This window comes from Streptomyces profundus, assembly GCF_020740535.1.
GTDB classification, from domain to species: domain Bacteria; phylum Actinomycetota; class Actinomycetes; order Streptomycetales; family Streptomycetaceae; genus Streptomyces; species Streptomyces profundus.
In genome coordinates this window covers 4,319,084-4,344,207 of record NZ_CP082362.1, presented here as the reverse complement: position 1 = coordinate 4,344,207, position 25,124 = coordinate 4,319,084, and the positions used below count along the sequence as shown (strand labels likewise).

The 25,124-nt window shown below is 69.6% G+C and carries 17 protein-coding genes and 3 rRNA genes; 7 read left to right on the top strand and 13 right to left on the bottom strand.

Going from position 1 to position 25,124, the window contains the following annotated elements:
* Positions 1-23 precede the first annotated feature (23 nt).
* Entirely contained in the window at positions 24-1,238 is a 1,215-nt protein-coding gene (locus tag K4G22_RS19245; RefSeq protein WP_228081524.1) for a winged helix-turn-helix domain-containing protein, read from the top strand.
* A 40-nt stretch (positions 1,239-1,278) separates the two neighbouring features.
* Here K4G22_RS19245 and K4G22_RS19240 read toward each other — a convergent pair whose 3' ends face one another.
* The 7 genes from K4G22_RS19240 to mtnA all read right to left on the bottom strand — a co-directional run bounded on the left by K4G22_RS19240 (position 1,279) and on the right by mtnA (position 9,441).
* Positions 1,279-2,022 carry a response regulator gene (locus tag K4G22_RS19240; protein WP_425336721.1) on the bottom strand — a complete coding sequence of 248 codons (744 nt, stop codon included), beginning with the start codon at positions 2,020-2,022 and terminating at the stop codon, positions 1,279-1,281.
* 120 nt (positions 2,023-2,142) lie between these two features.
* Complete coding sequence (gene hpf / locus K4G22_RS19235) at positions 2,143-2,829, bottom strand: ribosome hibernation-promoting factor, HPF/YfiA family (protein WP_228081523.1); 687 nt, start codon at positions 2,827-2,829, stop codon at positions 2,143-2,145.
* 302 nt (positions 2,830-3,131) lie between these two features.
* Positions 3,132-3,842 (bottom strand): phosphoribosyltransferase family protein, encoded by a 711-nt coding sequence (locus tag K4G22_RS19230; protein ID WP_228081522.1) that lies wholly within the window; start codon positions 3,840-3,842, stop codon positions 3,132-3,134.
* Positions 3,843-3,958: 116 nt separating this feature from the next.
* Complete coding sequence (locus tag K4G22_RS19225) at positions 3,959-5,791, bottom strand: LpqB family beta-propeller domain-containing protein (protein ID WP_228081521.1); 1,833 nt, start codon at positions 5,789-5,791, stop codon at positions 3,959-3,961.
* A complete protein-coding gene (gene mtrB, locus K4G22_RS19220; protein ID WP_322785157.1) occupies positions 5,781-7,502 on the bottom strand; it encodes an MtrAB system histidine kinase MtrB in 1,722 nt (573 codons plus the stop codon). The genes K4G22_RS19225 and mtrB overlap by 11 nt, the downstream gene beginning before the upstream one ends.
* A 170-nt stretch (positions 7,503-7,672) precedes the next feature.
* Positions 7,673-8,350: a two-component system response regulator MtrA gene (gene mtrA, locus K4G22_RS19215; RefSeq protein ID WP_062203694.1), complete on the bottom strand. Its 678-nt coding sequence runs from the start codon at positions 8,348-8,350 to the stop codon at positions 7,673-7,675.
* A complete protein-coding gene (mtnA, locus tag K4G22_RS19210; RefSeq protein WP_228081520.1) occupies positions 8,347-9,441 on the bottom strand; it encodes an S-methyl-5-thioribose-1-phosphate isomerase in 1,095 nt (364 codons plus the stop codon). Before mtnA ends, mtrA begins: the two co-directional genes overlap by 4 nt.
* Positions 9,442-9,599: 158 nt before the next feature.
* Between mtnA and K4G22_RS19205 the strand changes: the two genes are divergently transcribed.
* Genes K4G22_RS19205 through K4G22_RS19185 form a run of 5 tightly spaced genes read left to right on the top strand, consistent with a single transcriptional unit; the run spans position 9,600 to position 14,970 of the window.
* Entirely contained in the window at positions 9,600-10,769 is a 1,170-nt protein-coding gene (locus K4G22_RS19205) for a hypothetical protein (RefSeq protein ID WP_228081519.1), read from the top strand.
* A 4-nt stretch (positions 10,770-10,773) separates the two neighbouring features.
* Positions 10,774-11,439, top strand: a complete 666-nt coding sequence (locus tag K4G22_RS19200) for a DUF4129 domain-containing protein (protein WP_228081518.1) — start codon at positions 10,774-10,776, stop codon at positions 11,437-11,439.
* The gene (locus K4G22_RS19195; protein WP_228081517.1) at positions 11,436-12,701 is read left to right on the top strand and encodes a DUF4350 domain-containing protein; all 1,266 of its coding nucleotides are present in this window, start codon (positions 11,436-11,438) and stop codon (positions 12,699-12,701) included. Before K4G22_RS19200 ends, K4G22_RS19195 begins: the two co-directional genes overlap by 4 nt.
* Positions 12,698-13,663, top strand: coding sequence for an AAA family ATPase (locus K4G22_RS19190; protein ID WP_228081516.1), 966 nt, complete (start codon positions 12,698-12,700; stop codon positions 13,661-13,663). The genes K4G22_RS19195 and K4G22_RS19190 overlap by 4 nt, the downstream gene beginning before the upstream one ends.
* A complete protein-coding gene (locus tag K4G22_RS19185) occupies positions 13,663-14,970 on the top strand; it encodes a DUF58 domain-containing protein (protein ID WP_228081515.1) in 1,308 nt (435 codons plus the stop codon). Before K4G22_RS19190 ends, K4G22_RS19185 begins: the two co-directional genes overlap by 1 nt.
* A gap of 148 nt (positions 14,971-15,118) precedes the next feature.
* Here K4G22_RS19185 and rrf read toward each other — a convergent pair.
* From rrf to K4G22_RS19165, 4 genes are all read right to left on the bottom strand, one after another.
* Positions 15,119-15,235 (bottom strand): 5S ribosomal RNA (gene rrf, locus K4G22_RS19180).
* Between the two features lie 55 nt (positions 15,236-15,290).
* Positions 15,291-18,403, bottom strand: a 23S ribosomal RNA gene (locus K4G22_RS19175).
* Between the two features lie 302 nt (positions 18,404-18,705).
* Positions 18,706-20,247, bottom strand: a 16S ribosomal RNA gene (locus tag K4G22_RS19170).
* The 16S, 23S and 5S rRNA genes sit together here, the layout of an rRNA operon.
* A gap of 373 nt (positions 20,248-20,620) precedes the next feature.
* Complete coding sequence (locus K4G22_RS19165) at positions 20,621-21,631, bottom strand: stage II sporulation protein M (RefSeq protein ID WP_228081514.1); 1,011 nt, start codon at positions 21,629-21,631, stop codon at positions 20,621-20,623.
* A 75-nt stretch (positions 21,632-21,706) separates the two neighbouring features.
* On the opposite strand from K4G22_RS19165, the gene K4G22_RS19160 reads away from it, so the two are divergent.
* Entirely contained in the window at positions 21,707-22,684 is a 978-nt protein-coding gene (locus tag K4G22_RS19160) for an RDD family protein (RefSeq protein WP_228081513.1), read from the top strand.
* A 25-nt stretch (positions 22,685-22,709) separates the two neighbouring features.
* Here the strand turns inward: K4G22_RS19160 and K4G22_RS19155 are convergent, their stop codons facing one another.
* Together K4G22_RS19155 and ahcY are read right to left on the bottom strand one after the other, a co-directional pair.
* Positions 22,710-23,366: a hypothetical protein gene (locus K4G22_RS19155; protein ID WP_228081512.1), complete on the bottom strand. Its 657-nt coding sequence runs from the start codon at positions 23,364-23,366 to the stop codon at positions 22,710-22,712.
* Positions 23,367-23,442: 76 nt separating this feature from the next.
* A complete protein-coding gene (gene ahcY / locus K4G22_RS19150; protein ID WP_228081511.1) occupies positions 23,443-24,876 on the bottom strand; it encodes an adenosylhomocysteinase in 1,434 nt (477 codons plus the stop codon).
* Between the last annotated feature and the right edge of the window lie 248 nt (positions 24,877-25,124).

Here is a 25,124-nt window from a genome sequence, read left to right as displayed (position 1 = left end):
GTGGTCGGTCCTACCATCCCGCTATGACTGCTGCTGGATTCTCCCTCTCCGCCGACGAGGCTCGCCGCATCGCCCTCCGGGCCCAGGGGCTGCTCGGCGCCCCCGATCGTCGCGGCGGAGTGCCCGGGGTGCTACGCCGTCTCGGCGCCGTCCAGCTGGACACGATCTCCGTGCTGGCCCGCTCGCACGAGCTGCTCCCCTACGCCCGGCTGGGCGCGGTCGGCCGCGAGGCCGTCGAGTCGGCGTACTGGACGGGCGAGCGCGCCTTCGAGTACTGGTCGCACGCGGCCTGTGTGCTGCCCATCGAGGAGTGGCCGCTGTTCGCCTTCCGCCGCCGCGCCTACCAGGAGCGCCATCGGGACAGCCAGCGGTCGCGGGACTCCGACCACCGCAGGGTGCTCGACCAGCTGCGGGCCGAGGGCCCCCGCACCGCCACGGAGTTGGGCGGCGCGAAGAACGGCGGCCTGTGGTGGGACTGGAGCGAGAGCAAGGTCGCGGTCGAGCGGGCCCTGGCGACGGGCGATGTGGTGGTCACCAGGCGCCAGGGCTGGAAGCGCGTCTACGACCTGCCCCAGCGGGCGGTGCCCGAGGAGCTTTACCACGATCGGTTGACGGACGAGGAGTGCCTGCGACGTCTGGTGGCCCAGGCGGGCGCCGCGATGGGGGTGGCCACCCAGGCCGATCTCGCCGACTACCACCGGCTGCGCGCCGACGCCGTGGAGGCGGTGGTCAGGGACAGCGGCCTGATCCCGGTCGAGGTCGCCGGCTGGCCGGCGGCCGAGAGCCGCAGCGGCCGGCACCGGGCCTGGGCCGATCCGGCCGCCCTGGCCACGCCGCCGCGCGGCCGGCACCGCACGGCGCTGCTCTCGCCCTTCGACTCCCTGGTCTGGGACCGGCCGCGCACGGAGCGGATCTTCGGCTTCACCCACCGGCTGGAGGCATATGTGCCCAGGCCCAAGCGGATATACGGCTACTTCGCGATGCCGCTGCTCGCCGGCGGCCGGCTGCTGGGGCGGGTGGATCCGGCCCGCGAGGGGAGCACGCTGGTGGCCAGGCACGCCGCCTTCGAGGGCGCTCTCCCGCAGGCCGCCAAGGCGGTCCCGGCGATGGCCGACGCGCTGGTCGAGGCGGCGAGCTGGGTCGGCTGCGACCAGGTCAGGGTGGAGCGCTGCACGCCGCCGGAGCTGGCCGGCCCGCTGTCCGCCGCCGTCGCCGGCGCCCAACCCGCCACGGGCTGACGCCCGGTCCGGCCCGCCCCCGGAGACGGGGCGGGCCGGCTCAGCCCGTCTCCAGATCCAGGATCTTCTCCCGCATGGCGTAGACCACGGCTTCCATCCGGGAGTGCAGCTGGAGCTTCTCCAGGATGTTGCGCACATGGTTCTTGACGGTGTTCTCGCTGATGAACAGCTCTTTGGCGATGTCCCGGTTGTTCTTCCCCGTGGCCACCAGCTTGAGCACCTCCAGCTCCCGGTCGGTGAGCCTCGGCGCGGGCACCAGCCGGCGCTCGTCGGTGCGTTGGATCATGGACTTGAACTCGGTCAGCAGCTTGGCCGCCATCGAGGGGCTGATCTGCGACTGCCCGTCGGCCACCGCCCGGATCGCGGCCGTCACCTCGTCGGTGGAGATCTCCTTGAGGAGGTAGCCGGTGGCGCCGGCCTTGATGGCGTCATAGAGGTCGGCCTCTTCGTCGCTGATGGTGAGCATGATGATCCGGGCCGAGGGGGCCACCTCCTTGATCGAGGTGCACGCCTCGATCCCGCCCCGCCTGGGCATCCGCACATCCATCAGCACGATGTCGGGCAGCAGGTCCGCCGCCTTCTCCACCGCCTCGGCGCCGTCCCCCGCCTCCCCGACCACCTCGATGTCGGGCTCCTGGGCGAGCACGATCTCCAACCCTCTGCGGAACAGCTCGTGATCGTCCACCACCAGCACCCGGATCGGTTCGCGCTCCGCCGCCGGCGCCCGTTCCTCGCGGGTCGTCGGCCGCCCCCTGGGCATCCTGGGCCCGAACGTGTCCACCATCGAATCCTCCCCCTGGCCGGGCTGGTACGCGTCGCCACACTCGGCAACCCCATGATTCCACGGCGACACCCTTGGCCGGATCCACGATCCGGCCAAGGGTGCCCAGGTGAACGCCGCGGGTCAGCCGCCGAGCGCTCCCCCGGCGCCTTCGGGGGCGACCTCGCTCAACGGGTCCGTCTCCAGCCGGATCACACCGTAGTCATAGGCGTGCCTGCGGTACACCACGCTGGGCTGCTTGGTCTCGATGTCGACGAACAGGTAGAAGTCGTGACCGACGAGCTCCATCTCGTAGAGCGCCTGGTCCAGGCCCATGGGAGCCGCCGTGTGCGTCTTCTCCCTGACCACCAGCGGACCGTCGCCCTCCACCACCACGGGCCCCACCCGGCGCACCGGCACCTCGGGCTCGCCCGAGGGGGCCGGCACCGCGCCGACGTCCACCGTCACCGCGTCGGGGACCACGTCGGCCACCTCGCTGGCGGGAATGCGACCACGGCCACGGCGCGAGGTGCGCTTGTCGTTCTCCCGGCGGAGGCGGGACTCCAGCTTCTCGACGGCCAGGTCGAGCGCGGCATACGGGTCGCCCGCCGCGGCCTCGGCCCTTACCACCGGGCCGCGATGGCGCAGCGTGATCTCCACCCGGTCGGAACGGTCCGCCTGACGCGGGTTGTGCTCCTTGGACACTTCCACATCGAGGCGCGTCACCTTGCCGTCGATCCTCTGGATCTTGTCCAGCTTCAGCTTCTCGGCCACATGCCGCCGGAATCGCTCCGGCACCTCGGTCTTGCGGCCCTTGACGACGATGTCCACGCGAACTCCGTTCCCGGAGGCGCCCGCGTCTCGGCGGGGCTCCTCCTTGGTGCGATGGCGCGGGGCGGGGCCGGTGTCCACGGCCCTCCCCCGGCGTTACGTCGGGGTTACGACTTGCATCTCCCCTTCCCCGGTAAGGAAGATCAACACCTTCCGTTGTCCTGGGCAGATGCTCAGAAGTAGACCGATCGCGATCACAAACTCGTATGCACTTTTAACGGAATGGCCGAGCAGTCGTTCCCTTCCGTCTCTTCTCTTCCGTCTCTTTCGAACGTACCGCTGACCGCCCCTGTGTGGCACCCCTACCCACACATGCGGGCGTTCCAGTCCCCCGCCGGGCCGGCGACCACCGCGCCGCCCCGCACCAGCGCCCCGGCCAGGCGCAGCGCCCTGGCGGCCTCGGCCAGCGAGGCGCCCGTGGTCACCACGTCGTCCACCACCAGCACGGGCACCCCGGCCAGGCTCGGCCCCGGCCGGGTGCCGAGCGCCCCGGCCAGGTTCGCCGCCCGCTCCGGCGCCGCGAGACCCACCTGGTCCAGCACCGGCCGGACGAACCGCAGCGCCGGCAGCACCCGGACCGCCAGCCCGTCCCGGCGCAGCCGCGCCGCCGCCCGCAACGCGATCCGACGCGTCGGATCGTGCCCGCGCCGCGCCACGGCCAGCCGAGCCGACGGCACCGGAACCAACACCGGGGGCACCGAGCCCGGCTCACCCCCCGAGGCCAGCGCGGCGGCCATGGCGCTGCGCGCCAGCGCCGCGCCCAGCGGCGTGGCCAGGCCCAACATCCCGCGCTCCTTGTGGGCCAGCAGCATCCCGCGCGCCCGGTCCGCGTACGCGGTGGCCGCCCAGACCGGCGGCAGCCCCGCCGGCCTCGGCACCGGCCGCACCTGAAGCGTCTCGCCGGCGCTCACCTCGGCCACGCACCCCGCACACACCGCCGAGCGCCCCCGGCCGCAGCCGGCGCACTCGGTGGGCAACACCAGGGAGGAGATCTCCTGCCACCATCCGCGCATCGCCCCACCGTCCCCGACCCGGAGCGGCGCGGCACCGCGGAACCGGACGGGTTCCCCCTGACGAGCGAGGCGACGTCAACGCCCAGCGGTGGCGTCCACTCCTCCGGGGGGCGGACTCACCCCGGGTAGAACGGCGCCGAGCCCGACTCGGCGACGAGCTTCCACTGCCCGTCGTCACCCAGCCTGGCGATCCGGCCACCGCTCTCGGCCAGCGTCGGGCGGCTCTCGTCCTCGCTCGCGGCCACCGCGCGGACATCGTTGAGCCCGGGCACGCTGGGCGCGCCCCCCGTGGAGCCGTCGGTCTCCACGTAGCTGATCTGCTCCACACCGTCCACCGGCCGGCCGACCACGACCAGGCCCCGATCGCCGGCCCAGGAGACCGCCACCGTGTCCGCCAGCTGCGGGGCGACCGGCCTGGGCTCGTTCACCGTCACGGTGACGCCCTGCTCCGAGCCGACCCGCTCCACCCGGCCGAGCATCAGGGAGCTGCGCTCGCCGTCGCCGACCAGCATCGCGATCCGCACACCGTCGGGCGCCACCCGCAGCGCCTCGATCCGCCCCCCGGCGAGCAGCCCCTCGACCGGCACCTCGCGGGGCTCGCCCCTGCCGCCGCTGAGCCGCAGCAACCTGGGCTCGTCGGCGTCCCGGTCGGCCAGCCACAGATCGCCGAGGCCGTCCCAACTCGGCCCGGTGAGACCGCCGTTCTCGTCCGTGGGGTTGGACAGCGGCAGCGCTTCGAGATCACCGTCCCGATCGTCGAGCGGGGCGACATAGAGCGTGCTGCCGTCCTCGCTCACCCCGGCCGACGAGCCGCCGTCCCTGCTGACGGCGGCGCTGCGCAGCACCACGTCGCCCCGCCCGAGCGGCCCGCTGACCGGATACGGCTTGTCGCCGTGGTCGGCGGGGAGCGACACCAGACGCTGCGACTCGTCGAGGAAGTAGCCCCGGCTGCCGTCGCCGTCCAGCAGGCCGGGCGCCAGGTCGCGGACCTCGGCCGCCGTCTGGGTGCAGAGCTGGCTGCCCGAGGCGGAGCGCAGCCGCACCTCGGTGATCTCCACGGAGGCCACGTTCCGCGCGGTGTGCAGCACCTGCGCCGCCATCGGTTCGCAGCGGGCGGGCGGCCACTCGTCGGGGACGCCCTCGATGCGGAGGCTGAGGCGGCCACTGCCGTCGATGTTCACCCCGTCGTCGGTCAGCGCGACATCGCTGGGGAAGGCGGAGGTGACCACCGGGCTCAGCCACTCGCTGGGGCCGGCCAGCAGGGTCCGCACCGCCTCGGAGACCGGCTCCACCCGGCGCCGCACATAGATCGGATCGGGCACCAGCACGCCTTCGCCCCGCTGGGCGCGGTCCGTCTCGGCGGCGAGATCCGCGTAGTAGTAGGTGTTGACGGCGTGGTAGATCCGGCGGAAGTCCGCCTCCCCCATCACCAGCCCGTCCGGGAGGCTGTCGATCCGCCACTGCTGATCGACCATCCGCAGCTGGAACATCGTCCGGAAATCGCCTTCGCGCGGCGTGTAGACATGCCCCTCGTTGACGTCGGCCAGCCGGGAGCCGCTGACCTCGACCTGATCGGTCTCCGCGCCGTCGTCCGGCGCCGCGTCCCGACCGGTCAGCTCGAAGATCGGCCCGCCGGTCAGCACCGTGACGCTGTGGAACGGGTCCCACTCCTCGCGCCGCTCGGGCGTCAGATACTCCTTCGCCGTCTGGTACTCGGCGTCGTCGCTGGTGACCGCCTCAAGGAAGCCGCGCACGATCTCCTGCGGCGAGGCGTTCTCCTGCGGGCTGACGCCGTCGACCCGCACCTGGGAGTCGCCCTCGGCACGCTGCGACGAGTCCACCCGCTGCACCGAGCCGCTGCCCGGCATCGAGGCGCAGCCGGCCAGCGTCAGGACGGCGGTCAGCGCGCCGACCCACCGCCACGCGCCCCGCGTCCGCTCACCGCTCACGGCCGGCCTCCCCCGGGTCGGGCGCGTCCGCCGCGCCCCTCGGCGTGGTGGAACCCGTCGCCTCGCCCGGCGAACCCGCCGAGACCGCGCGGGCCCCGGCGACCGCGCCGGCCCGCAGCGCCCGGCGGGCCTGCGAGTCGTCCGGCTCCAGCGGCAGCGGGGAGCTGCGCGGCGTGGCGCCCACCGTGGTCGGCAGCGTCAGCCGGAACTGCGCCCCGCCGCCCGGCTCGCCCCACGCCTCGACGAGGCCGCCGTGCAGCCGGGCGTCCTCCATCGCGATGGACAGCCCGAGCCCGGTGCCGCCCGTGGTGCGCGCCCGCGCCGGATCCGCGCGCCAGAAGCGGTTGAAGACGCGCTCCGCCTCGCCCGGGCGCAGCCCGATGCCGTAATCCCGCACCGCGACCGCCACCGCCTGGCCGTCCCGGCCCGTCGCCAGCCGCACCACCACGTCACGGCCCTCGCCGTGCTCGATCGCGTTGACCACCAGGTTCCGCAGCACCCGCTCGATCCGGCGGGGATCGACCTCGGCCACGACCGGCGAGGCATCGCCCCTGATCAGCAGCCGGCCGCCCTTCCGTTCGGCCAGCGGCTCGGCGCCCTCGACGACCCGGTGCACGACATCCCGCAAGTCGGCCGGCTCCGCCTCCAGATGGGCGGCGCCCGCGTCGAACCTGCTGATCTCCAGCAGATCGCCGAGGAGCGACTCGAACCGGTCGAGCTGGCTGAGCAGCAGCTCGGCGGAGCGGGCGGTCGCCGGCTCGAAGTCGCCGCGCGACTCGTGGATCAGATCGGCCGCCATCCGGACCGTGGTCAGCGGGGTGCGCAGCTCGTGCGAGACGTCCGAGACGAAGCGGCGCTGCATCCGGGACAGCTCCTCAAGCTGGGTGATCTGGAGCTGGAGGTTGCGCGCCATCTTGTTGAACGACTCGCCGAGCCGCGCGATATCGTCCTCGCCGCTGACCTTCATCCGTTCCTGAAGCCGGCCGGCCGCCAGCCGCTCCGCGATCCTGGCCGCCATCCGCACCGGCGTCACCACCTGCCGGACCACCAGCCAGGCGATCGCGCCCAGCAGCGCCACCAGGAAGAGGCCCGCCGTGGCCAGCGTGCCGGTGACCAGGCTGAGCGACTTTTCCTCCTGGGTGAACGGGAAGAGGTAGTAGAGCTGGTACTGGTTGCCCTCGTTGTCGGGCAGCCGCTTTCCTATGATCAGCGCGGCCTCGGTCTCGCCGTTCTGCCGCACCACGGTGCCGTACTGCCGATGCGCCGCCGAGTACCGGTCGACGGCCTCCCGCAGCTCGGCCGAGATGCTCTCCCCGGCCTGGATGTCCCCCATGGAACGGGTGCCCCTGGGCGGCGCCGGGCTGGAGTCCGAGCCGAACGGCGGCCTGGACAGCTCGGAGCTGAGCGCCACCACGTAGTAGACGCCCTGCCCACCGCTGGCGAGCTGCTCGACGATGCTGTTGAGCCAGCTGCTGGTGTCGACGCGCTGCGCCGTGCTGGCGTCGCCGTTGTCCCCCGCGTCGGCCGCGAGGTCCTCGGCCACGGCGAACCCGCCGTCGGCCTGGCTCTGCGCCGTCTGCCGCTTGGCCTCCAGCAGGCCGTTGCGCACCTGGCCCACCACCACGACGCCCAGCACCAGGACCACGGCCAGGGACAGCAGCAGAGTGCTGGCGACCACCCGCAGCTGGATGTTGCGCCGCCAGAGGCGCATCACGGACAGCAGGGGGCCGCGCGCCACCCGGCCGAAAATCCGGATGGCCGGCTGGGCCCGGCCGCTGGTCGCTCCTTCCGACAGCAGCCGGGAGCTGTGCCACCACACCCGGTCGGACACTTCCAGTCGCTCGTTTCCTTAGCTCGGTCCAGTCCCGCCTGGACCGGGTCTCAGCTCGATCCGGCCTTGTAGCCGACGCCCCGAACGGTCACCACGATCTCCGGACGCTCCGGATCACGCTCGACCTTGGAACGCAGCCGCTGCACATGCACATTGACCAGCCGGGTGTCCGCCGCGTGCCGATAGCCCCACACCTGTTCGAGGAGCACCTCACGGGTGAACACCTGCCACGGCTTGCGCGCCAACGCCACCAGCAGGTCGAACTCCAACGGAGTCAACGAGATGGCCTGGCTGCCGCGCTTCACCGAGTGTCCGGCGACATCGATCACCAGATCCCCGATCGCCAACTGTTCGGGAGCCGGCTCCTCGGAGCGGCGCAGCCGCGCCCTGATGCGGGCGATCAGCTCCTTCGGCTTGAACGGTTTGACGATGTAGTCATCGGCCCCCGACTCAAGCCCCACCACCACGTCGACCGTGTCGCTCTTGGCGGTCAACATGACGATGGGCACCCCCGACTCGCCACGGATCAGCCGGCAGACCTCGATGCCGTCCCGTCCGGGCAGCATCAGGTCCAGCAGCACCAGATCCGGCTTGATCTCCCGGAAGGCCGCGAGCGCCTTGTCGCCATCCGCCACAAACGACGGCTCGAACCCCTCCCCACGCAGCACGATGCCCAGCATCTCCGCCAGCGCGGTGTCGTCATCGACGACGAGTACGCGTCCCTTCATGAACCCATCATCCCATTGCCCGATGGCGACTGATATGAACGTGATCTGGAACACACTTCCGCGAGGGTGCCATGGTCCACCGGTGACACCACCCCACGGTCCGTGACGATCGCCGTCACCAACTCCGGCGGCGTCACGTCGAACGCCGGGTTGTACGCCTGCGCGCCCACCGGGGCCACCGCCACCCCCGGCGCCAACTCCGTCACCTCGTGCCCCGGCCGCTGCTCGATCCGGATACCGGCACCGTCCGCCGTCGCCAGATCCACCGTGCTCACCGGGGCCACCACGACGAACGGCACCCCGTGATGGCTGGCCAGCACCGAGAGACCGTAGGTGCCGACCTTGTTCGCCACCGAACCGTCCGCCGCGATCCGATCGGCGCCCACCAGCACCGCGTCCACCTCACCCGCGGCGAACAACGAACCCGCCGCGCCGTCCACCTGCACCGAGTACGGCATCCCCTCGCGCGCCGCCTCCCAGGCCGTCAACCGGGCGCCCTGCAACAGCGGCCTGGTCTCGTCCACCCACAGCCGCCGCAGCTCACCCGCCCCGTGCGCGGCCCGCGCCACCGCGAACGCCGTACCGTGCCCCATCGACACCAGCGCACCCGTGTTGCAGTGCGTCAACAGCCGATAGCGCCCACCCGGCAGCAACTCCCCCAGCAGCTCACGCCCGAACGCCGCCATCCGCTCGCTGTCCTCGACGTCCTCCGCGTGCAGCGCCCTGGCCTCGGCCAACGCCGCGACCGCCGCCCGCTCGCCCGCACCACCGGCCGCGTCATAGGCGGCCCGCGCCCGACGCACCCCGTAGGCGAGATTCACCGCCGTCGGCCGCGCCTCGGCCAGGGACCGCGCCGCCTCGGCCACGTCATAGCCCCGCGCGGCGGCCAGCGCCACGCCATAGGCACCGGTCACACCGAGCAACGGGGCGCCGCGCACCACCAGCGACCGGATCGCCTCGACCAGACCCGGCACATCGGTGACGGACAGCTCCACCTCCTCGGCGGGCAACCTCGTCTGGTCGAGCAGGACCAGCACCGGGCCCTCGGGGGGTTCGGCCCAGCGCAGGGCAGGGAGTCTGAGATCAACCATTGACCCAGTCTGCCGCCCAGGCGCCATGGAGAGAAGGTACGCCGGCGCGGCGAACGCGGCCGACCCGGTGTCACTACCGCCATGGCACGATGGGCGCCAAGAACCGCCGCGGGAGATGTCAATCGGCCGCAGGGGAACCACACGCAAAGGGAGTAGCCGTGAGCGACAAGCCGGGCTGGGCCTCGCCCGGATCCTCGTCCCCCGACCCCGAACACGGCCCCGGTGGCCAGGACGGCCAGGGCGGCGCACAGCCGCCCGGCGGCCAACCGCCGCAGGGCTGGGGTCAGGCGCCACAACCGCCCCAGCCACAGGGCTGGGGCCAGGGCGGAGGCGGCTGGCGGCCACCACCCCGCGCCCCCAAGCCAGGCGTGATCCCGCTCCACCCCCTGGGCGTGGGGGAGATGCTCGACGGAGCCGTCTCGACGGCCCGCGCCCACTGGCGCACCGTGCTGATCATCGGCCTGGGCGTCGCCATCGTCACCCAGGTCGTCGCGACCATCGCCATGCGCCTCTGGCTCAGCGACAGCGAGGGCCTCGCCGCCCTGGAGAACAACCCCGACCCGACCAACGAGGAGCTGCGCCAGGCCCTCGGCGACCTGTTCGCCTTCAGCTCGGTCACCGGCGTGGTCACCCTGCTCGGCAGCGTCCTCGCCACCGCCATGCTGACCATCGTGGTCAGCCGCGCCGTCCTCGGCCGCGAGGTCACCCTGGCCGAGACCTGGGCCGACTCAAGGGACCGGCTGCTCCGCCTGCTCGGCGTCGTCCTCCTGGTGCCCCTGCTCGCCGTGCTCGCCGTCGCCGTCCCCGGCCTCCTCGCCGCCGCGGCGGGCAACTTCGGCCTCACCGTCCTCGCCACCCTCGGCGGCGCCGTGCTCGCCGTCTGGCTCTACATCCGCCTCTCCCTCGCCGCGCCAGCGCTGATGCTGGAACGACAACGCGTCATCCCCGCCCTGCGCCGCTCGGCCAAGCTGGTCCAGGGCGCCTGGTGGCGGGTCTTCGGCATCCAACTCCTCGTGCTGATCCTGGTGTTGGTGGTCAGCGGCATCATCGAACTGCCGGCCGCGACCATCGCCGGGCTCATCGACGGCAGCGGCACCGACGCCCTCACCGGCGGGCTCAGCGACACCAGCTGGACCTATCTGATCCTCTCCGGCATCGGCGCCGTGGTCGCCGCCACCATCACACTCCCCATCAGCGCCGGCGTGACCGCCCTCCTCTACATCGACCAGCGCATCCGCCGCGAGGCCCTCGACCTCGAACTCGCCCGCGCCGCCGGCCTCGACCAGCCCTCGGGCCCCGAAGGACCCACCCCGCGGCCGGGGCTCTGACCCGATGCGGCACGCGACGGACGAGCCCGGCGCTCCCCTCAGCGTGCCCAGGGACCCGGCCAGGGAGGCCGCCGAACGCGAGCTGTCCCAGCACACCTACACCCAGCACGAGCCGGGTCCTGTCCGTCGCGCCTGGAGCTGGCTCTGGGAACGGCTCTTCGGCACGCTGGAGTCCGCCGCCTTCCACGCCCCGGGCGGCTGGCTCGGGCTGCTGATCATCGTCCTGCTGGTCGCCGCGCTGCTGCTCGCCATCCGGCTGCGGCTGGGAGCGCTGCGCGGCGCGACCGGCCGCGGGGGCGCCGGCGCCCTCTTCGCCGAACAGCCGCGCACCGCCGCCGAACACCGCGCCAGCGCGGCCGAACACGCCGCCGCCGAACGCTGGAGCCCGGCCGTCCGCGAACGGATGCGCGCCATCGTCCGCGCCCTGGAGGAACGCGCCCTCCTCGAACCACGCCCGGGCCGCACCGCGACTGAGGCCGCGACGGAGGCGGCCGGCGCGCTCCCCGAACTGGGCCCCCGACTGCTCGCCGCCGCCACCCTCTTCGACGCCGTCAGCTACGGCGAACAGCCCGCGACCGCCGACGACTACGCGCGTCTCACCGCGCTGGACGACGCCCAGCGCGGCGCCAAACCCGAGCTCGCGGCGGCCCCCGGGTGGGCGGCGCCATGAGCACCACCACGCGTCCCGACCGGCCGACCGCGCTCTCCCCCACCGCCCGCCACCTCTGGCGTCGCGGACGGGGCCCGCTGCTCGCCGTCGTCGCCCTGGTCCTCGCCGGGCTGGTGCTCGCCGTCTTCAACTCGGGCGACAGCGGCACCCTGCACCCCCGCTCGTCCGTCCCCACCGGCAGCCGCGCCATCGCCGAACTGCTCGCCGAGCGCGACGTCCCCACCACCCTGGCCGGCACCGCCGCCGAGGCCGCCGAGGCCGTGGGGCCCGACAGCACCCTGCTGATCGCCCACCCCGAGGCCCTCACCGACCACGCCCGACGCACCCTGCGCCAGGCCGCGCGGGAGAGCGGACGCGTCGTGCTGGTCGCCCCCGGCCCCACCGCCACCGAGGCGTTCGCCCCCGGCGTCGTGGTCGGCCCGCCCGTCGAGGCCACCGAACGGGAGCCCGGCTGCGCCGCCCCGTTCGCCGAAGCCGCCGGCAGCGCCAGGATCGGCGGCTACCGCTACGTCCTGCCGGCCGACGCCCCCGGGGCGATCGCCTGCTACCCGGCCGACGGCGCCGCGACATTGGCCCTCGTCCCCACCGCCCCCAGCACCGACACCGTGCTGCTCGGCACCCCCGAACTGCTCCACAACGACCACCTCGACGAGTTGGGCAACGCCTCACTCGCCCTGCAACTCCTCGGCGCCCACCCCCGGTTGGTGTGGTACCTGCCCAGCGGCGAGGAGGCCCCGAACAGCGCCGACGAACGCTCACTGACCGCGCTGCTGCCGGCCGGCTGGCGCTGGGCCGCGCTCCAGCTGGCCATCGCCGGCGCGCTGGCCGCGCTCTGGCGCGCCCGCCGCCTCGGCCCGGTAATCGCGGAACGCCTGCCCATCAGCGTCCGCGCCAGCGAGACCACCGAGGGCCGCGCCCGCCTCTACCACCAGACCAACGCCCGCGACCGCGCGGCCGACGCGCTCCGCGCCGCCACCCGCGACCGCCTCGCCCCGCTGGTCGGCGTCCCACCGGCGGCGGCCCACGAATCCGACGCCCTGCCGGCCGCCATCGCCGCCCGAACGGGCGACACGCCGACGGCCGTGCACGGCCTGCTCCTCGGCCCGCCCCCCGCCGACGACCGCGCGCTGATCCGCCTCGCCGACCAACTCGACGCGCTGGCACGCCGCGTCACCCACCGGACGACGGACGAACCCGCCGCCCCTACCCGATCCGAACCCGATCCCCCCGATCCCACGGAAGGCGAGGACCGCAGCTCGTGACCGCACCATCAGCCGAAACCCCGCACGCGGTACTGGAGTCCCTGCGCGCCGAGATCGGCAAGGCCGTCGTCGGCCAGGACGCCGCCGTCACCGGACTGGTCGTCGCGCTCCTCTGCCGAGGCCATGTACTCCTCGAAGGCGTCCCCGGCGTCGCCAAGACCCTGCTGGTCCGCACCCTCGCCACCGCGCTCGAACTGGACACCAAACGCGTGCAGTTCACCCCCGACCTGATGCCGAGCGACATCACCGGCTCCCTGGTCTACGACACCCGCAGCGCGGAGTTCTCCTTCCAGCCGGGCCCCGTCTTCACCCACCTGCTGATCGCCGACGAGATCAACCGCACCCCGCCCAAGACCCAGTCGTCGCTGCTGGAGGCCATGGAGGAACGCCAGGTCACGGTGGACGGAACGCCCCGCCCACTGCCCGACCCTTTCATGGTCGCCGCCACCCAGAACCCGGTGGAGTACGAGGGCACCTACCCGCTGCCCGAGGCACAACTCGACCGCTTTCTACTGAAGTTGACGCTTCCCCTGCCAACCCGCGAGCAGGAGATCGACGTTCTCGCCCGCCACGCCTCGGGATTTGATCCTCGCGATCTCAACAGCGCCGGCGTGAAGCCCGTCGCGACCGCCGCCGACCTGGCCACCGCCCGCGAAGCGGTCACCAGGGTCACGGTGGCGCCGGAGATCACCGGCTATGTGGTGGACCTCTGCCGCGCCACCAGGGACTCGCCCTCGTTCTCCCTCGGCACCTCGCCCAGGGGCGCGACCGCGTTGCTGGCCACCGCCCGCGCCTGGGCCTGGCTCTCCGGACGCGACTACGTCACCCCTGACGACGTCAAGGCGCTCGCCCTGCCGACCCTCCGCCACCGCGTCAAGCTCCGCCCCGAGGCCGAGATGGAGGGCATCACAGCGGACAGCGTGCTGACCGGCCTGCTGGCCCGCGTCCCGGTTCCGCGCTGATGGCGATCTCGGGACGCACCGTGCTGCTCGCCGCGCTGGGCAGCCTGATCGTCGGCCTGCTGCCCGGCTGGCACGGCGTCCTCGCCGTGCTGCTGCCGCTCCTCGCCGGCGTGGGATGGGATCTGGCCAGGGCCGCACCCGTCCGTCACCTGCGGCTGAGCCGCGCTGGCAGCACCTCGGCGCGCCTCGGCGAGACCGCCGAGGTCCAGCTGCTGGTCACCAACCCGAGCCGCCGCCCGCTCCGCGCGGACCTGCGCGACGCCTGGCCGCCCAGCGCCTGGCAGCCGGGCGCCGCCTACGCCGCCGCCCGCCACACGCTGGCCGTCCCCGGCGGGGAACGCCGCCGGCTCACGACCGTGCTCCACCCCACCCGCCGCGGGGACCACCGGGCGGTCCGGGTCACCATCCGCTCCCATGGCCCGCTGGGTCTTGCCGCGCGCCAGGGCAGCCACGCGGTGCCCTGGCGGGTCCGGGTGCTGCCTCCGTTCACCAGCCGCCGCCATCTGCCGGCGAAGCTCGCGAGGCTGCGCGAACTGGACGGCCGCACCACCCTGTTGACCAGGGGCGAGGGCACGGAGTTCGACAGCCTCAGGGACTATGTGCCGGGGGACGACGTGCGCTCGATCGACTGGCGGGCCACCGCGCGCCAGTCCGAGGTGGCCGTCCGCACCTGGCGCCCGGAACGGGACCGCCATCTGCTGCTGGTCCTGGACACCGGCCGCACCTCCGCCGGCCGGGTGGGCGACATCCCCCGGCTGGACGCCGCCATGGACGCGGCGCTGCTCCTCACCGCGCTCGCCACCCGCGCGGGTGACCGGGTCGACCTTCTCGCCTTCGACCGCACCACCCGCGCCACGGTGCGCGGCCGGACGGGAACGGACGCCCTGCCCGCCGTGGTCCACGCGATCACCGCGCTGGAACCGGAGTTGGTGGAGACCGACACCCGGGCGATGGCGGCGACCACACTGGCCCAGGCGCCGCGCCGCGCCCTGCTGCTGCTCTTCACAGGTCTGGACGCGGCCCCGGTGGAGGCCGGCCTGCTGCCGATCCTGCCGAGACTGACCGAACGCCACACGGTGCTGGTCGCCGCTGTCGGAGACCCTCACGTCGGGGAGCTGGCCGAACAGCGCGGCACCGTCGCCGCCGTCTACCGGGCCGCTGCCGCCGCCCAGCACCAGGCGGAACGCCGGCGCACCGCGCACCAGCTGCGCGCGATGGGCGTCACGGTTGTCGAGGCCCCGCCCGCCGAACTCCCGCCCGCTCTCGCCGATGCCTATCTGTCCCTCAAGGCGGCCGGCAAGCTGTAGCGAGTTACACGCGGGAAACCACCGGGAAAATACCGTGGAACCCAGCACGGAAAAACACTGGGCTGGGGGAAAACGCAAAAAAGAGGTGGGGTGCACCGGCCGAAACCGGTGCACCCCACCTCTACTACTCATACTTCACTCAAAAATTGTCCGGCGGCGACCTACTCTCCCACACGGTCCCCCATGCAGTACCATCGGCGCTGAAGAGCTTAGCTTCCGGGTTCGGAATGTAACCGGGCGTTTCCTCTCCGCCATGACCACCGGAACCCTATAAAAAGGCGTGGCCAAACAACGAAAATTCACAGTGGACGCGAGCATCTATGGACAAGCCCTCGGCCTATTAGTACCGGTCAACTCCACCTATCACTAGGCTTCCATCTCCGGCCTATCAACCCTGTGGTCTACAGGGAGCCTTACCCCATCAAGTGGGTGGGAGTCCTCATCTCGAAGCAGGCTTCCCGCTTAGATGCTTTCAGCGGTTATCCCTCCCGAACGTAGCCAACCAGCCATGCCCTTGGCAGAACAACTGGCACACCAGAGGTTCGTCCGTCCCGGTCCTCTCGTACTAGGGACAGCCCTTCTCAAGACTCCAACGCGCGCAGCGGATAGGGACCGAACTGTCTCACGACGTTCTAAACCCAGCTCGCGTACCGCTTTAATGGGCGAACAGCCCAACCCTTGGGACCAACTCCAGCCCCAGGATGCGACGAGCCGACATCGAGGTGCCAAACCATCCCGTCGATACGGACTCTTGGGGAAGATCAGCCTGTTATCCCCGGGGTACCTTTTATCCGTTGAGCGACGGCGCTCCCACAAGCCACCGCCGGATCACTAGTCCCTGCTTTCGCACCTGCTCGACCCGCCAGTCTCACAGTCAAGCTCCCTTGTGCACTTACACTCACCACCTGATAACCAACCAGGCTGAGGGAACCTTTGGGCGCCTCCGTTACTCTTTAGGAGGCAACCGCCCCAGTTAAACTACCCACCAGACACTGTCCCCGATCCGGATCACGGACCCAGGTTAGACATCCAGCACGATCAGAGTGGTATTTCAACAATGACTCCACCCAAGCTGGCGCTTGAGCTTCACAGTCTCCCACCTATCCTACACAAACCGAACCGAACACCAATATCAAGCTATAGTAAAGGTCCCGGGGTCTTTCCGTCCTGCTGCGCGAAACGAGCATCTTTACTCGTAATGCAATTTCACCGGGCCTATGGTTGAGACAGCCGAGAAGTCGTTACGCCATTCGTGCAGGTCGGAACTTACCCGACAAGGAATTTCGCTACCTTAGGATGGTTATAGTTACCACCGCCGTTTACTGGCGCTTAAGTTCCCAGCTTCGCCACACCGAAATGTGACTAACCAGTCCCCTTAACGTTCCAGCACCGGGCAGGCGTCAGTCCGTATACATCGCCTTACAGCTTCGCACGGACCTGTGTTTTTAGTAAACAGTCGCTTCTCGCTGGTCTCTGCGGCCACCCCCAGCTCAGACAGCAAAGTGTCATCACCAGAAGAGGCCCCCCTTCTCCCGAAGTTACGGGGGCAATTTGCCGAGTTCCTTAACCATAGTTCACCCGAACGCCTCGGTATACTCTACCTGACCACCTGAGTCGGTTTAGGGTACGGGCCACCATGAAACATCGCTAGAGGCTTTTCTCGACAGCATAGGATCATCCACTTCACCACAATCGGCTCGGCATCAGGTCTCACCCACAATGTTGCACGGATTTACCTGCACAACGGGCCACACCCTTACCCCGGGACAACCACCGCCCGGGCTGGACTACCTTCCTGCGTCACCCCATCACTCACCTACTACCCCCTCGGGTCACCGGCTCCACCACTCTGGATCACCTCGAAAGGATCACCAGCGGCTTCACGGGCTTAGCATCAGAAGATTCAGCGTTGGCGCTCCATAGCGGGTACCGGAATATCAACCGGTTATCCATCGACTACGCCTGTCGGCCTCGCCTTAGGCCCCGACTTACCCTGGGCAGATCAACTTGACCCAGGAACCCTTAGTCAATCGGCGCACACGTTTCTCACGCATGTATCGCTACTCATGCCTGCATTCTCACTCGTGAACCGTCCACAACACGTTTACACGGCTGCTTCACCCAGCACACGACGCTCCCCTACCCACCACACACAAGTGCAGTGACACGACTTCGGCGGTGTACTTGAGCCCCGCTACATTATCGGCGCAGAATCACTCGACCAGTGAGCTATTACGCACTCTTTCAAGGGTGGCTGCTTCTAAGCCAACCTCCTGGCTGTCTCTGCGACTCCACATCCTTTCCCACTTAGCACACGCTTAGGGGCCTTAGTCGATGCTCTGGGCTGTTTCCCTCTCGACCATGGAGCTTATCCCCCACAGTCTCACTGCCGCGCTTAAACTTACCGGCATTCGGAGTTTGGCTAAGGTCAGTAACCCGGTAAGGCCCATCACCTATCCAGTGCTCTACCTCCGGCAAGAAACACACGACGCTGCACCTAAATGCATTTCGGGGAGAACCAGCTATCACGGAGTTTGATTGGCCTTTCACCCCTAACCACAGGTCATCCCCCAGATTTTCAACTCTGGTGGGTTCGGGCCTCCACGCAGTCTTACCCACGCTTCACCCTGCCCATGGCTAGATCACTCCGCTTCGGGTCTAGGGCATGCTACTCAAACGCCCTCTTCGGACTCGCTTTCGCTACGGCTCCCCACCAACAGGTTAACCTCGCAACACACCGCAAACTCGCAGGCTCATTCTTCAAAAGGCACGCAGTCACGACACAGCAAGCAAGCTCACTGTGCGACGCTCCCACGGCTTGTAGGCACACGGTTTCAGGTACTATTTCACTCCGCTCCCGCGGTACTTTTCACCATTCCCTCACGGTACTATCCACTATCGGTCACCAGGGAATATTTAGGCTTAACGGGTGGTCCCGCCAGATTCACACAAGATTTCTCGGGCCCTGTGCTACTTGGGAAACACACAAGAGAGCCACCATGATTTCGCCTACGGGGGTCTTACCCTCTACGCCGGGCCTTTCGCATGCCCTTCGACTACCACAATGGTTTCTTACTCTCCGACCGTCCGGCAGAACGACCAAGCACGCTCCCACAACCCCGCCTGCGCAACCCCTGCCGGGTATCACACACAAACGGTTTAGCCTCATCCGGTTTCGCTCACCACTACTCCCGGAATCACTGTTGTTTTCTCTTCCTGCGGGTACTGAGATGTTTCACTTCCCCGCGTTCCCTCCACACCGCCTATACATTCAGCGGTAGGTGACAGCCCATAACGACTGCCGGGTTTCCCCATTCGGACACCCCCGGATCACAGCTCGGTTGACAGCTCCCCGGGGCCTATCGTGGCCTCCCACGTCCTTCATCGGTTCCTGGTACCAAGGCATCCACCGTGCGCCCTTAATAACTTGGCCACAGATGCTCGCGTCCACTGTGCAATTCTCAACCAACAACCAGTCCACCAAAAGAAACCCCCCATCAAGGGAGCCCCTCCTGATACTGGAAACCGAAGACACCAACCACCCAACAGCGGCCGTGCCCTCAGACACCCAACAACGTGCCCAACACCCCTCATGCCTCCCAGACCACGTTCCACACCCACCGAAGCGAGTAGTACTAGCAGGCCGAAAAACCCGAAGAGCGCCGAATAGTCAATGTTCCACCCATGAGCAACCACTCCAGGACACTCGCCCGAAGCTGGCCATATGCTCCTTAGAAAGGAGGTGATCCAGCCGCACCTTCCGGTACGGCTACCTTGTTACGACTTCGTCCCAATCGCCAGTCCCACCTTCGACAGCTCCCTCCCACAAGGGGTTAGGCCACCGGCTTCGGGTGTTACCGACTTTCGTGACGTGACGGGCGGTGTGTACAAGGCCCGGGAACGTATTCACCGCAGCAATGCTGATCTGCGATTACTAGCGACTCCGACTTCATGGGGTCGAGTTGCAGACCCCAATCCGAACTGAGACTGGCTTTTTGAGATTCGCTCCACCTCACGGCATCGCAGCTCATTGTACCAGCCATTGTAGCACGTGTGCAGCCCAAGACATAAGGGGCATGATGACTTGACGTCGTCCCCACCTTCCTCCGAGTTGACCCCGGCAGTCTCCCGTGAGTCCCCATCACCCCCGAAAGGGCATGCTGGCAACACAGGATAAGGGTTGCGCTCGTTGCGGGACTTAACCCAACATCTCACGACACGAGCTGACGACAGCCATGCACCACCTGTACACCGACTCAAAGAGGGCTACTGTCTCCAGCAGTTTCCGATGTATGTCAAGCCTTGGTAAGGTTCTTCGCGTTGCGTCGAATTAAGCCACATGCTCCGCCGCTTGTGCGGGCCCCCGTCAATTCCTTTGAGTTTTAGCCTTGCGGCCGTACTCCCCAGGCGGGGAACTTAATGCGTTAGCTGCGGCACAGACAACGTGGAATGCTGCCCACACCTAGTTCCCACCGTTTACAGCGTGGACTACCAGGGTATCTAATCCTGTTCGCTCCCCACGCTTTCGCTCCTCAGCGTCAGTATCGGCCCAGAGACCCGCCTTCGCCACCGGTGTTCCTCCTGATATCTGCGCATTTCACCGCTACACCAGGAATTCCAGTCTCCCCTACCGAACTCTAGCCTGCCCGTATCGACTGCAGACCCGGGGTTAAGCCCCGAGCTTTCACAACCGACGTGACACGCCGCCTACGAGCTCTTTACGCCCAATAAATCCGGACAACGCTTGCACCCTACGTATTACCGCGGCTGCTGGCACGTAGTTAGCCGGTGCTTCTTCTGCAAGTACCGTCACCCACCCAAAAAGGCAAGGCTTCTTCCCTGCTGAAAGAGGTTTACAACCCGAAGGCCGTCATCCCTCACGCGGCGTCGCTGCATCAGGCTTTCGCCCATTGTGCAATATTCCCCACTGCTGCCTCCCGTAGGAGTCTGGGCCGTGTCTCAGTCCCAGTGTGGCCGGTCACCCTCTCAGGCCGGCTACCCGTCGTCGCCTTGGTAGGCCATCACCCCACCAACAAGCTGATAGGCCGCGGGCCCATCCTGCACCGAAAAACTTTCCACCAACCACCATGCGACAGTTGGTCATATCCGGTATTAGACCCAGTTTCCCGGGCTTATCCCGAAGTGCAGGGCAGATTGCCCACGTGTTACTCACCCGTTCGCCACTAATCCCCGGCCGAAACCGGTTCATCGTTCGACTTGCATGTGTTAAGCACGCCGCCAGCGTTCGTCCTGAGCCAGGATCAAACTCTCCGTGAATGTCTTAGAAAGGCATCTCACGAAGGATGCTTGAACATCCTCGCAAAAATACAACAAAATCTGGCATTGACTTTTGGCACGCTGTTGAGTTCTCAAGGAACGGACGCTTCCTTCGAACCTCTTCCGAGGCCCTCCGGGCGCTTCCCTTCGGTGTGTCCACTACTTTAGATCCAACCCCCGCCGAATTCCAAATCCGGCCCCGAAGCATCTATTCCAGGCAAGCCGAAACAGACCCTCACGGGTTCGAGCTCTCACAAAGTAGGCGCCACACATGGTGGCAGATCGCTTCCTCTTCACCGTCCGTTATCCGGGCGGGTCCGTGGCAGCTCGGAGAACGTTACGCCCCGCCTGGTAGCGAGTCAAGCTCGGCCGGTCAGGCCGCCACGGGGATGTCGGCCGGGCGGTCGGAGGCTGCCACGTCACCCGTCTCGCCTGCCTGTACGGCACGGCGCCCCAGGGTGAAGACATAGACGAGGAAGGCCACTTCCGCGGCGATCCCGATGGCGATCCTGGCCCAGGTGGGCAGCCCGGAGGGGGTCACGAACCCCTCGATCGCGCCGGAGATCAGGAGCACCACCGCCAGGCCGATGGCCATGCCGAGCGCCGCCCTTCCCTCCTGGGCGAGGGCCACGGCCCGGGTGCGGGGCCCGGGGTCGATCACCGTCCAGCCCAGGCGCAGGCCGACTCCGGCCGCCACGAAGACGGCGGTCAGCTCCAGCAGCCCGTGCGGGAGGATCAGCCCGAGGAAGACGTCGAGCCGATCGGCGGAGGCCATGAGGCCGACGCCGATCGCCACGTTGACGGCGTTCTGGAACAGCACCCAGAGCACCGGCAGCCCGAGGAGCGCGCCGAAGGCGAGGGACATCCCCGCCACCTGGGCGTTGTTGGTCCACACCTGAGCGGAGAAGGCCGCCGCCGGGCTGCTGGAGTAGTAGGACTCATAGGAGCCGCCCGGCCTGGTCATCTCCCGCAGCTCCTCGGGGGCCGCGAGGCTCGACCGCACCTCGGGGCTGTCCGCGATCCACCAGCCGAGCGCGGCCACCAGGGCCGTGAACACCAGGGCCGTGGGAATCCACCAGTGTCGGGTGCGGTAGCAGGCGGCGGGGAAGCGGACGGTGAAGAACCGCGCGGCGTCGCGCCAGGTGGCCCTGCGGGTGCCGACCACGGCGCTGCGGGCCCGGGCGACCAGCGTGGTGAGCCGGTTGACCACCACCGGGTCGGGCGCCCCGGACTGGAGCTGGGAGAGCTGGGTGGCGACGCGCTGGTAGAGCTGGACCAGCTCGTCCGCCTCGGCTCCGGTGAGCCGGCTGCGGCGACGGCGCACCAGGGCTTCGAGCCGCTCCCACTCCGGCTCATGCGCGGCGACGAACACGTCGAGGTCCATGGGAGGCAGCTTGTCAGACCCTGGTGTCAGACTGTCCAGCGGAAGTCGATAACGGCGGCGGATAGGGGGCGGCCGATGAGTAGCCAGCTGGTCACGGGGGATGCGGTGGTCCTCGGCCTGCGGCCGGCGCGCCTGCCCAGTCGGGCGCTGGCCGTCGCGATGGATCTCGCGGTGGTGGTCGGCCTCTATCTCCTGCTCTCCGTCGTGCTGTTGAGCGCCGTGCTGCCGCTCGGCACGGCCACGGCGGCGGCGGTGCAGGTGGCGTTGCTGGTCCTGGTGGTGGTCGGCGGGCCGATCCTGGTGGAGACGCTCAGCCAGGGCCGCTCCCTCGGGAAGCTGGTCCTCGGGCTGCGGGTGGTGCGGGAGGACGGCGGGCCGATCCGCTTCCGGCACGCGCTGGTGCGGGGCGCCATCGGCTTTGTGGAGCTGCTGCTGACGGCGGGCTCTGTGGCCTGTATCGCCTCGCTTGTCTCCGCACGCGGGCGCCGGCTGGGCGATGTGTTCGCCGGGACGCTGGTGGTGCGCGAGCGGATACCCGCCGGGCGGCGCGGGGCGGTGCCGGCGGCGCCGCCGGAGCTGGCCGGCCACTTCGCCCAGCTCGACCTCTCCCAGGTGCCGGACGAGCTGTGGCTGACGGTGCGCCGCTTCCTCACCCGGGTGGAGCAGCTGGACGAGGGAGTTGCCTGGTCGATGGGGGTTCGGCTGGCCACGGATGTCACGGATCGGGTGGGGGCGCCGGCGCCCTCGGGCGCGCATCCGGTGGGATATCTGGCCGCTGCGGTCGCCGAGCGGCATCGGCGGGAGGCGGAACGGGCCCTGCCCGGGGCCGCCGCCGAGCCCGCGACACCCTCGATACCGGCGACACCCCCGATACCCGCGACACCCGCGACACCCGCGACACCCGCCGCGTCCGGAACGGGCTCCGGGTTCGCGCCGATCGTTCCCGGGGTCCCGACCGGTCCCGGGGGCGGGGCGGCCGAGGCGGCCTGGGAGGCCGCGCCGCAGGCGGAGGCGGCACCCGAGCGGCGCACGGGGTTCGCCCCTCCATTCTGAGCGGGCCCCGAGGGCGGTGCCGGCGCTATCCGGCTTCGCCGGGCGGCGGGGAGGCGAAGGTGGAGGGCGGGGAGTCGAGCTCCTCCAGTTCGACGCCCGGGGCGGAGAGCACCACATCGCCGGCGAGGTGGACGGTGTGCCGCTCCCCCGTCTCCAGGTCCATCACCTGGTAGGCGTCCACGGTCAGCGGTGGGCCGTCGGCCGGGTGGACCTCCCGGCCGAGGTGGGCCCAGCTCTCGTCGCGGGTGCGGGCGGCCAGGGTGGGCGGGGTGACGGTGACCAGCCTGAGCCGAGTGCCTTCGTCCGGCGGGGTCCCGGGGCCGTCCGGGCGCGGGCGGAGAACGCGGCTGACGGCGACCAGGAAGCCGGGTGAAGGGCCGCTGAAGGTGTGGGCGGCGGCGTTGCCCTCGTCGGCCTGACGTCCGGCGGCGTCCATCCGCACCCAGGTCAGGCCGTCCAGCACGCCGCCGCGCAACTGCCAGCCGCCGGCGCGCAGTTGAACGCGCAGCGGGCGGCCCAGGGCGTCCAGGGTCAGATCGGTGGACCCGAGCGGGGAGCCGTCCGGCGAGGTCAGCGCACCCACATAGCGCCAGCCGGCGGGGCCCGGCGCGCAGTGGAAGCGCTCCTCGCCCAGGAGCGTGCCGTCCTCGGGGTCGCGGATGCTGTAGCGGCCTTGGGGCATGGTGTCGCTCGGTGCCGCGCGGGCCGACCCGCCCACGCCGGGTGGCATGGGCGGGCGCCCGGAGCGGCGGCCTCGCTCAGTACCGGTAGTGGTCCGACTTGTAGGGGCCCTCGACCGGGATGCCGAGGTAGCTGGCCTGCTCCTCGGTCAGCTCGGTCAGCTCGACGCCGAGAGCCGAGAGGTGGAGGCGGGCCACCTTCTCGTCCAGGTGCTTGGGCAGCACATAGACGCCGGTCGGGTACTCGCTCTGCTTGGTGAACAGCTCGATCTGGGCGATCGTCTGGTTCGCGAAGCTGTTGGACATGACGAACGACGGGTGGCCCGTGGCGTTGCCCAGGTTCAGCAGGCGGCCCTCGGAGAGCACGATGATGTTGTGCCCGTCGGGGAACGTCCAGGTGTGTACCTGGGGCTTGACCTCGTCGCGGACGATCCCGGGCAGCGCGGCCAGCCCGGCCATGTCGATCTCGTTGTCGAAGTGGCCGATGTTGCCGACGATCGCCTGGTGCTTCATCCGCGTCATGTGCGACGCGAGGATGACGTCCCGGTTGCCCGTGGTGGTGACGAAGATGTCGGCCGTCTCCACCACGTCCTCCAGGCGGGCCACCTGGTAGCCGTCCATGGCGGCCTGGAGCGCGCAGATCGGGTCGATCTCGGTGACGATGACGCGGGCGCCCTGCCCACGGAGCGACTCGGCGCAGCCCTTGCCGACATCGCCGTAGCCGCAGACCACGGCGACCTTGCCGCCGATCAGGACGTCGGTGGCGCGGTTGATGCCGTCGATCAGCGAGTGGCGACAGCCGTACTTGTTGTCGAACTTGGACTTGGTGACCGAGTCGTTGACGTTGATCGCCGGGAACAGCAGCTTCCCGTCGCGGAACATCTCGTAGAGCCGGTGCACGCCGGTGGTGGTCTCCTCGGTGACGCCCCTGATCTCCGAGGCGGCCTGGGTCCACTTCTGCGGGGACTCGGCGACGGTGCGGGTCAGCAGTTCGAGGATGACCCGGTGTTCGTCGCTCTCGGCGGTGGCGACGTCCGGCACCTGGCCCGACTTCTCGTACTCGACGCCCTTGTGCACCAGGAGGGTGGCGTCGCCACCGTCGTCGAGGATCATGTTGGGGCCGCCGGTCGGGCTGTCCGACCAGGTCAGCGCCTGCTCGGTGCACCACCAGTACTCTTCGAGGCTCTCGCCCTTCCACGCGAAGACCGGGATGCCGGCGGCGGCGATCGCGGCGGCGGCGTGGTCCTGGGTGGAGAAGATGTTGCACGAGGCCCAGCGGACCTCGGCGCCGAGCGCGACCAGCGTCTCGATCAGGACGGCGGTCTGCACGGTCATGTGCAGCGAGCCGGTGATCCGGGCGCCGGCCAGTGGCCGGGCCTCGGTGTACTCCCGCCGAATGGCCATCAGACCCGGCATCTCGTGCTCGGCCAGGGTGATTTCCTTGCGGCCGAACTCGGCCAGCGACAGGTCGGCGACCTTGAAGTCCTGAGCGGTGGTTGCGGTCGTTGTCATGACGGCTGCTCCTCACGCGTGAGTGTGGGCGGACAGGAAGCACTGACGGGCACGTGGCGAGCCCGCACGGGATGGTGCGCGGGGTACGCGGCGCGTCCGTTGTGCCACGGTCCGTCGGAGGGCCTTCTTTCCCCTCGGCCGGGAAGGGCTGTGCCGTGTTCGGCCCTGCCGCCCGACTGCCATCAGCAACGACGTCTGGTAACGCGACGAATCTACACCGCCCGCCCCACGGGGCACTATGGCGCGGG